The organism is Cellulomonas sp. HZM (assembly GCF_000708885.1).
Lineage (GTDB): Bacteria > Actinomycetota > Actinomycetes > Actinomycetales > Cellulomonadaceae > Cellulomonas.
In genome coordinates this window covers 1-8,824 of sequence record NZ_JEOE01000059.1, presented here as the reverse complement: position 1 = coordinate 8,824, position 8,824 = coordinate 1, and the positions used below count along the sequence as shown (strand labels likewise).

Here is an 8,824-nt window from a genome sequence, read left to right as displayed (position 1 = left end):
CGAGATCTAGTCGGGCCTGGTGGGCTCGGGGAGGTGTAAAAGAGACGGGTGCGCGGCGCTCAGGGGGTGCGAGCGCCGCGAGCCGTGCGGCTGCTGACGACGAGCGTCAGCCCTGGCCGCCCTGCTGCTGCTGCTGCTGCTGGAACCACTGCCACAGCTGCTCGGGAGTCATGCCGTTGAGGTCCTGGCTGCCGTTGCTCGAGCCGTCACCCGAACCGTTGCCCTGACCCGAGCCGTTGCCCTGACCCTGGTCGTTGCCCTGGCCGCCGAACCCGAACCCGTCACCGGACCCGTTGCCCGAGCCGTCACCCTGGCTCTGACCGTCGCCCTGACCCTGACCGTCGCCCTGGCCGTTGCCCTGGTCGTTGCCCTGGCCGCCAAACCCGAACCCGTCACCGGAGCCGTTGCCCTGCTGGTCGCCCTGGCCGTTGCCCTGCTGGCTGCCGGAGCCGCCCTGCTGGCTGGTCGAGTCCTCCTTCGTCGCGAGCGTGACGTCGACCTCGAGCGCCTTGCCGTCCCGCACGAGCGTCAGCTTGGCCTGCTCACCCGAGGTCATCGCCCGCACGAACGCGGTGAGGGACTCGGCGCCGTCGACGGGGTTGCCGTCGATCGCGACGATCGTGTCGTTCTCCTTGAGGTCGGCCTTCGCGGCCGGCGAGCCCTCGCTCACGGACTTCACGACGGCACCCTTGCGGGTCACGCCGTCGGCGGTCGCGGTGCCGTCCGAGAGCGTGACGCCGAGGAACGCGTGCTTGGCGGAGCCGGTCTCGACGAGCTGCGCGGCGACGTTCTTCACGAGGTTCGACGGGATGGCGAACCCGAGCCCGATCGAGCCGGTCTCGCTCGAGAGCTGCGCGATCGACGAGTTGATGCCGATCACGCGGCCGCTCGCGTCGAACAGCGGGCCACCGGAGTTGCCGGGGTTGACCGCGGCGTCGACCTGGATCGCGTTGGTGACGGTGGTGTCCCCGCCGTTCTCGCCCTGGGTCGAGACCGGGCGGTCGATCGCCGAGACGATGCCGGTGGTCACGGTGCTCGCCAGGCCGAGCGGGTTGCCGACGGCCATGACGGGCGCACCGACGACGACGGTCGACGAGTCACCGATCGCCGCGGGCACGAGATCCGACGGCGGGCTGTCGAGCTTCACGACCGCGAGGTCGGTCGTCGGGTCGGTGCCCACGACCTTCGCCTTGAAGATGCGGCCGTCGGTGAGGGTCACGGTGACCTCGCCCTGAGCGCCGGACACGACGTGGTTGTTCGTGACGATGTGGCCGGTCTTGTCGAGCACGACGCCCGAGCCGAGCGCGCTGCCCGACGACGTCGTGACCTCGATCGCGACGACCGACGGCTGCACGGCCTTCGCGACCGCCTGCCAGTCGGGGTCCGACGAGGTCGAGCCCGAGACGGGGACCGCGTCGTTGGTGTCCTGCCCGATCGTGGCGATCGACGCGGGGGTCGCGCTGCCCGACGTGTCGTCGTCGTGCAGCACGCCGAACACCGCGGCACCGGCGACGAGCACGCCCGAGGCCGCGGCCGCGGTCACGGGGATCCACGTGCGGCGCTTGCGCGGCTTGGTGGGCGCGCCACCGGCCATCGCATCCGCGGGCACCGACTGGTCGGCGGTCTGCCAGGGGTTGTAGCCGGGCGTGAGGTACGGGTGCTGCGCCTCGGCGGCCGCGGGTGCGGCGACGGGCAGCGGCTGCGTGACGTCGCCGGCCGGTGCGGCCGGGGCGACCGTGGCGGTCGGGATGATCTGGGTGCCGGCCTGCGCGGCACGCTGAGCGGCCTCGTACTCGGCCTGGCGCTGCGCTGCGTCGCGGGCGGCTGCCTGCTGCGCGGCGACCTGGGCCGCGTGCTGCGCGGCGGCCTGCTGGGCCGCGGCCTGCTGCGCTGCCTCGTACTGCGCCCGCAGCTCCGCGGGGGCCGCCGGATGGGGCGGCAGGAAGGGGTTGGTCGGGTGGACGGGGATCGGCTGCGTGGGCGCGGCCTGGGGGTGCTGCTCGTTCTCAGGGGTGCTGGTCATCTCGCGTGTTCCTCCTCGGTATGGAAGACATCCAACGCGACGCCACTGAAGGCACCCTTCGACCAACCTGGACGTTTGCTGCGAGTTTTCGTTGGATCCTGCTCGGGCTCGGACGAGCACGTCGCCGACGCGACGCCCACGCTCAGCCGACGGCGTCCCGCACGGCCGCAGCGATCCTCTCGCCGAGCTCTCGTCGGCCCGTGCGGTCGACGCGCACCTCGACGACGCTGACCCCCGTGCCCGGCGACATCAGGGCAGGCAGCAGTCCCTCGACGTCCCCGACGCGGGCGTGCCGCACCCCGTAGGCGGCGCAGAGCGCTGCGAGGTCGACACCGTGCGGGGTGCCGAAGACGCGCTCGAACGCGTCCGCGTGCGCAGCGGCGCCGGGCTCGAGCGTCGCGAAGATCGAGCCCCCGTCGTCGTTCGCGACGACGAGCTGCAGGTCCACCGCCGGCTCGATCGGCCCACGCAGCAGGCCGCCGACGTCGTGCAGGAACGTCAGGTCCCCGAGGTACGCGCGCACCCGCCGTCGCGGCAGCGCGAGCGCGACCCCCGTGGCGGTCGAGACCAGGCCGTCGATGCCTGCCAGCCCGCGGTTCGCGACGACGAGCGGCGGCTGCTCCCACCGCGCGACGAGGTCGAGGTCCCGCACCGGGTTCGACGATCCGACGACGAGCGCGTCGCTCGCTGCGCTGACCTCGGCGACCGCGCGAGCCAGCGAGGGACCGGTGACGCGCGAGCCGGCTCGTGTGCGCGGACCGCGCTCGCCGGGGTCGATGACGGCGTCGATCGCTGCCGCCGCGGCGTCGTCGGCCGACTGCCACGCATCCAGCCAGCCGGCAGGACCACGCATCCGACCCTGGCGCATGCGTACGGGCGGCTCGAGCAGCACCTGGTCGGCCGACCGGACCGCGTCGGTCCAGCGAGCGCCGTGCGGTGCGAGCACGACGACCTCGACGTCGTCGCGCGCGAGGAGAGCCTGGACCGGGCGGCTGAGCGTCGGACGGCCCGCGACGACGACGCGCCGCACGCGGGCCCCGAGGTCGGTGTCGAGCAGCAGCCGGTACGCGGCGATCGCGTTCGCACCTCCGCGCGCTCCCGACGACGGCTCGGCGAGCAGGGGCCAGTCGTTCGCCTCGGCGAGCCGCCGGGCACCGGCCCCCGCTCCGTCGCCGGCGACGAGCACCGTCGCGACCCCGCCGCGACGCGACGTCGTCCCGGCGGACGCGTGCGCGGCTGCGCCCCGCGGGACGGCCGGCGACGCGGCACGTGCCCCGACGCGCCCCGTCTCGTGCGCCGCCTCGATCACGCCCGACGCCGGCCGCGCGGCGTCGACCGCCGCACCACCGGGACGCGGGGCGACGTGCGCGAGCCCCGCCGTCGAGGGCTCGGGCCAGGCGTCGTCGCCCGGCTCGGTGCCGGGCACGAGCGGCTCACGGAAGCACAGGTTGAGGTGGACCGGCCCGGGGTCACCGGTGCGTGCACCGGTCGCCGCCGCGACGGCGCGCACCGCGAGCGCGCGGACGTCCCGAGGCTCCGAGGCCAGCCCCACGGGCGCGGGGACGTCGGCGACGAGTCTCACGGCGGACCCGAAGATGCCCACCTGCTCGGTGGTCTGGTTCGCTCCGGTGCCGCGCAGCTCGTGCGGGCGGTCCGCGCTGAGCACGACGAGCGGCACGCCGGCATGGTCCGCCTCGAGCACCGCAGGGTGGAGGTTGGCCACCGCGGTGCCCGACGTCGTGACGACCGCGACCGGCCGGGGCGCGTCGGGCGTCGCACGCGACAGTCCCAGCGCGAGGAAGCCCGCCGAGCGCTCGTCGATGCGCACGTGCAGCCTGATCGCCGGTGCGTGCGCGGGTCGCTGCTGCGCCGGCCGGGCTGCGTCGGCCAGCGCGAACGCGAGCGGTGCGCTGCGCGAGCCGGGCGCGAGCACGACGTCCTCCACCCCGAGTGCCGCCAGCGCCTGCAGCAGCACGCGCGCCGATGCCGTCGACGGGTTGGCGGCCCCCGCCGGACCTGCGTCGCTCGCGCCGTCGACGGCGCGACCGGACCGGCTGCCCTCGCGCGCCCGTTCCGCGGGGGCGACGTGGGTACCGGCCTCGGAGCCGGTCTCGGAGCCAGTCACCGGGCCATCATGCCTGGTCTTCGGGGTGCGCGAGCACGGAGCGGACGCGCTCGCGCCAGCGCGCGGCCAGCTCGTCCGGCGCGGTGACCAGGGCGCGGTCCGGCTCGGGACGTCGCACGGGCAGCGCGCCGTCGACGGGGAGCAGCGGGTCGGGCACCACGTCGGCCGTGAACAGCTGGGCGGTCGCGAGCCCGCACGCGTAGGGCAGGTCGGGAAGCGCGGCGGCGAGCGCGACACCCGCAGCGAGACCCACCGACGTCTCGAGGGCCGACGACACGACCACGGGCAGCCCGATCCGCTCCGCGAGGTCGAGGCACGCCCGCACACCGCCGAGCGGCTGGACCTTGAGCACGACCACGTCGGCGGCGTGCGCACGGGCGACCGCGAGCGGGTCCGCGGCACGGCGGATCGACTCGTCCGCCGCGATCGGCACGTGCGTGCGCCGCCGCAGCGCCGCGAGGTCGTCGACCGTCGGGACCGGCTGCTCGGCGTACTCGAGCCCGCCCGCGGCGCGGTCGAGCAGCGCGAGGCGGGCGACGGCGGTGTCGACGTCCCACGCGGCGTTCGCGTCGACCCGGATCGCACCGTCGGGCCCGATCGCGTCGCGCACGGCCTCGAGCCGCGCCTGCTCGTCGGCCGCGTCCTGTCCCGGCTCCGCGACCTTGACCTTGGCGGTGCGGCACCCGCCCGAGGCGAGCACGATCGCGTGCGCCAGCTCCGGGGCGACCGCCGGCACCGTGACGTTGACCGGGACCCGGTCCCGGACGGGCGCGGGCCATCCCTCGTCGGCGGCCTCGCGCGCCGCGCGCCACCAGGCCGACGACTCCGCTGCGTCGTAGTCCCAGAACGGGCTGAACTCGCCCCACCCCGCGTCGCCGCGCAGCAGAACGCCGTCGCGGCGCAGCAGGCCGCGGAACCGGGTGCGCAGCGGCAGGTCGTAGACGAGCACGGGTTCACGGTAGGTCACGGACGCGACCCGCTCGTCGTGCCCGGGAGAGCCGCGTCGAGCAGCGCCGCGACGTGCTCACGGACCGGTCGGCCCTCGGAGAGGGCGGACAGCGCGCCGCCGTCGACGAGCGCGACCGCGACCGTGGGCGCGACGGGGAGGCCGAGCCGTGCGACCTCGTCGTCGAGCAGCGTGCGCTCGCGCGCGTACGCGGCGGCGAGCACCGGGAGCCGACCGGCGGACGCGAGGTGCTCGTAGTGGGCGCGGATCGCCTCGTCGTCCCCGGTGGGGAGCACCGCGTCGGCGAGCGTCCGCGTGCCCTCGCGGCCGAGGCCGAGGCCGTCACGTACGACGGAGCTCGCGTGCTCCGCCCAGTGGCGCGCGGCCCGCTCCCCCGCGGCGGCCAGCAGGTCGTCGAGGCCCGAGAAGTAGTAGGTGGTGGACGAGAGCGAGGCACCCGCGCGCTCCGCGACCGCACGGTGGCTCACCGCGGCCGGGCCGCCCGAGCGCAACAGGTCAGCCGCCGCGTCGACGAGCGCCGCACGCCGCCGCGCGCCGCGCACTCGCCGACCGTCGCCCGCACCCGCGTCCACACCTGCTGCCGGCACAGCCCTCTCCCCTGCCGTCTCCCCGGCCCTCTCGCTTACCGCCTCCCCCGACGAACGGTTCGTCGCCGGCCGCACGTCAGTGGCCCCCGCCCGCGAGGTTGAGGCCGACGACGCCGCCGATGATCAGCAGGATCGAGACGACCTTGAGCACCGAGACGGACTCGCCCAGGAAGGTCATCGCGAGCACGGCCGTCGTCACCGCGCCGATCCCGACCCACACCGCGTACGCGGTGCCGACGGGGAGGGTGCGGAGCGCGAACGCGAGACCGCCCATGCTCGCGACGAGCAGCACCGCGAACGAGATCGTCGGCCACACCCGGGTGAACCCGTGCGACTCCTTGAGGGACAGCGCCCAACCGGCCTCGAGCAGACCGGACACGACGAGCACGAGCCATGCCATGACACACCTCCGCGCGCACGCACCGGGTGGCAGTGTCCGCCGTCGCGCATGCTTGATGGTACGACCGTACCACTAGTGGCGCGGACTAGGGTTGCCGCGTGACCGCACCGCTGCCCGACCGCGTCTCCGACACCTTCGACCCGACCCGCTGGCGCACGGTCGACGGGTTCGACGACCTCACCGACCTCACGTACCACCGCGGCGTCGAACGGTCGGCCGACGGCGCCGCGGCGCGCGACCTGCCGGTCGTGCGCGTCGCGTTCGACCGGCCCGAGGTCCGCAACGCGTTCCGCCCGCACACGGTCGACGAGCTGTACCGCGTGCTCGAGCACGCGCGCACCACGTCGACCGTCGGGACCGTGCTGCTCACGGGCAACGGCCCGAGTCCGAAGGACGGCGGCTGGGCATTCTGCAGTGGCGGCGACCAGCGCATCCGCGGGCGCGACGGGTACCGGTACGCCGAGGGCGAGACGTCCGAGGGGATCGACCCGGCGCGCGCCGGCCGCCTGCACATCCTCGAGGTCCAACGGCTCATCCGGACGATGCCGAAGGTCGTGGTGGCGCTCGTCAACGGGTGGGCCGCCGGCGGTGGGCACTCGCTGCACGTCGTGGCGGACCTGACCATCGCGTCGCGCGAGCACGCGAGGTTCATGCAGACCGACGCGAACGTCGGCTCGTTCGACGGCGGCTACGGCTCCGCGCTGCTCGCACGGCAGGTCGGCCAGAAGCGTGCGCGGGAGATCTTCTTCCTGGCACGCGAGTACTCGGCCGACGACGCGCTCGCCTGGGGCGCCGTCAACGACGTCGTGCCGCACGAGCAGATCGAGGAGGCAGGGCTCGAGTACGCACGCATCGTCGCGACGAAGTCCCCGCAGGCGATCCGCATGCTGAAGTTCGCGTTCAACCTGGCCGACGACGGCCTCGCCGGGCAGCAGGTGTTCGCGGGCGAGGCGACACGGCTCGCCTACATGACCGACGAGGCCGTCGAGGGTCGTGACGCCTTCCTCCAGCGCCGCGACCCCGACTGGTCCGGCTTCGGCTACGCCTACTGAACCAGCGTCGATCCGGCGCTGATCCGGCGCCGATCCAGCGCCGACCCAGCCGAGCCGGGACGGCGCCTGGGACCGAGCCGAGACCGATCCAGACCTGATCCGCTGATCCAGACCTGATCCGCTGATCCAGACCTGATCCGCTGATCCAGACCTGATCCGACCGATCCAGTCCTGATCCAGAGCGAGGCACGGCCCTGGCGACGGCAAGACCGCGCTCGACAGGCGGCCGACCGGTCGGCCGAACGCCCTGATGCGCCCAGCATCAGGCGGCGGCGCCGGGTCGTCGTGGTTCGTTGACGATCGTGCCGTCGCTGGTGCGCCGGAACGTGTAGGTCGCTCTGGGTCGGGCGAGCGGCGTGAGCTTCTCGGGTGGACCCGGGCTGTCGACGGCCGCCGTGCCAGGTAGGGCGACGTTCTCACCCTGCGCTGCTCCGGCCGCGTTGAGTCGCCCACCATGCGCGATTCCGGTCGCGCCGGACGACCCGTCCTGCGCCGCGTCGGGCGTGTCGGGGTTCCCGGCCGGGCGGTCGGGTGGTGTGTCGCCGTTCTCGATGCGTGGTCGTCGCCGCCCGGGCTTCGGTGGGGGCGGTGGTTGGTGTCGTTCGATGGTGAGGTTGTGTTCGTGGACGCGGTGGTGGTGGTAGTCGCAGAGCATCACCGCGTTCTCGAGTGAGGTTTCGCCGTTGTCGCGGTCCCACCAGCGGATGTGGTGGATCTCGGTGAACCGGGCGGGTGTCTCGCACCCGTTCCACGCGCATCCCTGGTCCCGCACGGTCACGGCCCGCCGGTGCGCCCCGGTGTACACCCGGGCGGTCCGTCCCAGGTCGACGGGCACGTTGTCGGTGGTGATGGCGATGCGGGTGATGTCGCAGTCGCACAACGCCCGCGCCAGCTCCGAGAGCGCCACCGGTGTCCCGTCCTCCAGGGTCGGCGCGGGCACCCCGGCGAGCCCGGCCGCCAGGTGCCCGGCAGCCGAGCGGGTGGTGATGAGTTCACCGTCGGCAGTGCGTGGACCGGGTAGCTCGGAGAACAACGAGTCGGTCTCGCCCGCAACGCCGGGCACGCCACCGCCGCCGCTGCCGCGTGGCGCGGGACGCGTGTCGTCCCGCGGCCGGCCGCGACCGTCGGCGCGGCGGGCGTGGCGGATGCGACCGGCCTCTCCGGCCAGGCCCGCACGGTGCAGCTCGACCATCGTCTCGGCAGGGACGATCAACGAGATGTGCGGGCGGTTACGCACCCCGGACAACCCGCCGGCGGGCTTGCCGGTGCGCGTCGAGCCACCGCTGCCCGCACCTGCACCCGCGCCGGCGCTCGTGCCCGTGTCATTGGTGCCGCATCCGAGTGCGTGGGCGGCGATCGTCCCCAGGGCGTCGGCGCGGCGTTGCTGCCCGGTGCGTTCGTCCCCCTCGACCCGCGGTGAGGCCGCCTCCAGGGCGAGGCGTAGCGCGTGCCCGGTGGTGGCGTCCAGGAACCCGGTGACCTTCACCCCGGCGCCGTGACCGGACAGGTTGAAGAACCTGTCCCGCCGGGCCTGGTCGTGCTCGTCCTGCACCCGGCCCGGGTCGAAGACAGCCGCGTACTCCAGGATCGTCCTGCGGGTCTGCACCGGTGTCATACCCGTGACCGCCTCAGCCAACCTCGCCTGCGCGACCGGGTCCGCCAACGCCTCC

Annotated in this window: 7 protein-coding genes; 1 reads left to right on the top strand and 6 read right to left on the bottom strand. The window is 74.4% G+C overall.

Annotation, left to right across the window (positions count from 1 at the left end):
* Positions 1-106: 106 nt before the first annotated feature.
* The 5 genes from AW16_RS0116340 to AW16_RS0116320 form a co-directional block, all read right to left on the bottom strand.
* Entirely contained in the window at positions 107-2,023 is a 1,917-nt protein-coding gene (locus AW16_RS0116340) for a S1C family serine protease (protein ID WP_051682032.1), read from the bottom strand.
* Between the two features lie 142 nt (positions 2,024-2,165).
* Positions 2,166-4,148, bottom strand: a complete 1,983-nt coding sequence (gene menD / locus AW16_RS0116335) for a 2-succinyl-5-enolpyruvyl-6-hydroxy-3-cyclohexene-1-carboxylic-acid synthase (protein WP_081861751.1) — start codon at positions 4,146-4,148, stop codon at positions 2,166-2,168.
* Positions 4,149-4,155: 7 nt separating this feature from the next.
* On the bottom strand, positions 4,156-5,097 hold the full coding sequence (locus tag AW16_RS0116330) for an o-succinylbenzoate synthase (RefSeq protein ID WP_197021648.1): 942 nt from the start codon (positions 5,095-5,097) through the stop codon (positions 4,156-4,158).
* Positions 5,098-5,111: 14 nt separating this feature from the next.
* Complete coding sequence (locus AW16_RS0116325) at positions 5,112-5,702, bottom strand: TetR/AcrR family transcriptional regulator (RefSeq protein ID WP_231496087.1); 591 nt, start codon at positions 5,700-5,702, stop codon at positions 5,112-5,114.
* Positions 5,703-5,778: 76 nt separating this feature from the next.
* The gene (locus AW16_RS0116320) at positions 5,779-6,102 is read right to left on the bottom strand and encodes a multidrug efflux SMR transporter (protein ID WP_029292136.1); all 324 of its coding nucleotides are present in this window, start codon (positions 6,100-6,102) and stop codon (positions 5,779-5,781) included.
* A 98-nt stretch (positions 6,103-6,200) separates the two neighbouring features.
* Between AW16_RS0116320 and AW16_RS0116315 the strand changes: the two genes are divergently transcribed.
* Positions 6,201-7,154 (top strand): 1,4-dihydroxy-2-naphthoyl-CoA synthase, encoded by a 954-nt coding sequence (locus tag AW16_RS0116315; RefSeq protein WP_029292134.1) that lies wholly within the window; start codon positions 6,201-6,203, stop codon positions 7,152-7,154.
* 262 nt (positions 7,155-7,416) lie between these two features.
* Here the strand turns inward: AW16_RS0116315 and AW16_RS0116310 are convergent.
* Positions 7,417-8,824, bottom strand: a 1,408-nt coding sequence (locus tag AW16_RS0116310; RefSeq protein WP_156044224.1) for an HNH endonuclease signature motif containing protein, incomplete at its 5' end; no start/stop codon positions are given.